Annotated in this window: 1 pseudogene; it reads left to right on the top strand. The window is 68.1% G+C overall.

The annotated features are described in order from the left end of the window. The first annotated feature begins 77 nt into the window (after positions 1–77). Positions 78–1,075 (top strand): annotated as a pseudogene (locus AB0915_RS39275) (IS5 family transposase). Positions 1,076–1,098 lie beyond the last annotated feature (23 nt).

Genomic DNA, 1,098 nt, shown 5'->3' on the forward strand with positions numbered 1-1,098 from the left:
TAGGGCCTGTTCCGGGTTGAGATCTAGATTTTCGGTTTTCTGCCCCGTGTCACCTTCCGTGCTGGTAGAAGGCTGGTGTGACGCGGTCTGAAGTGACGGATGACGAGTGGGCGTTGATCGAGCCGTTCCTGCCGATAGGCGAGTTCGGCCCGTACCCAAAGCGGCTGCGGGAGCAGTTCGAAGGGGTGGTGTGGCGGTTCCGCACCGGCAGCCCGTGGCGGGACATGCCCGACGACCACGGCGCCTGGACAACGGTCTACCACCGGTTCCTGCAGTGGCGTGACCTGGGTGTCTTCGAAGCCCTGATGGACGGCGTGATCTCCGAGGCCGCCGCGCGCGGACAGGTCGACCTCAGCCTGGTCAGCGTGGACTCCACTGTGGCCCGGGCCCACCACGACGCCGCCGGCATGGTCGTGGACGCCGAGGTCCTCACCGCGCTGGAGAAGGCGGCCGAGGAGGAAAAGGGGGCACGCGCAAGGGAGGAAAAGGGCAGACGGGGACGGGCGCCGAACCCGCCAGCCCGGAACGTGAAGAGCGTCGGCGAGTGCGCCGACGGCGACGGGCCCGGCTGAAAGCGGCCCTCCTGGGACGCTCGCGTGGCGGCCTGACCGGAAAGGTTCACCTCTCCGCCGACCGGCGCTGCCGCCCACTGTCCTTCGTCCTTACCCCGGGGCAGTCCGCCGACAGCCCCCAGTTCACCGCCGTCCTGGCCGGCATCAAGGTCCGCGGCCCGGTCGGCCGCCCCCGCACCCGCCCGGACGCCGTCGCCGGCGACAAAGCATATTCTTCCCGCGCCAACCGCGCCCACCTGCGTAAACGCAACATCAAGGCCGTCATCCCGGAGAAGAAGGACCAGGCTGCGAACCGCAAGAAGAAGGGCAGCCGGGGCGGACGGCCCGTCAGCCACGACTCCGATCTTTACAAGGAACGCAACAGCGTGGAGCGTTGCATCAACAAGATCAAGGACTGGCGCGGCCTCGCCACCCGCTTCGACAAGACCTCCGCCAGCTACCTCGCAGGGCTCCACCTACGCGGCTCCCTCATCTGGATCCGCAGCCTCCGCCCCACCGAGTGATCTCAACCCGGAACAGGCCCTAG

The organism is Streptomyces sp. NPDC048411 (genome assembly GCF_040704695.1).
GTDB lineage: Bacteria > Actinomycetota > Actinomycetes > Streptomycetales > Streptomycetaceae > Streptomyces.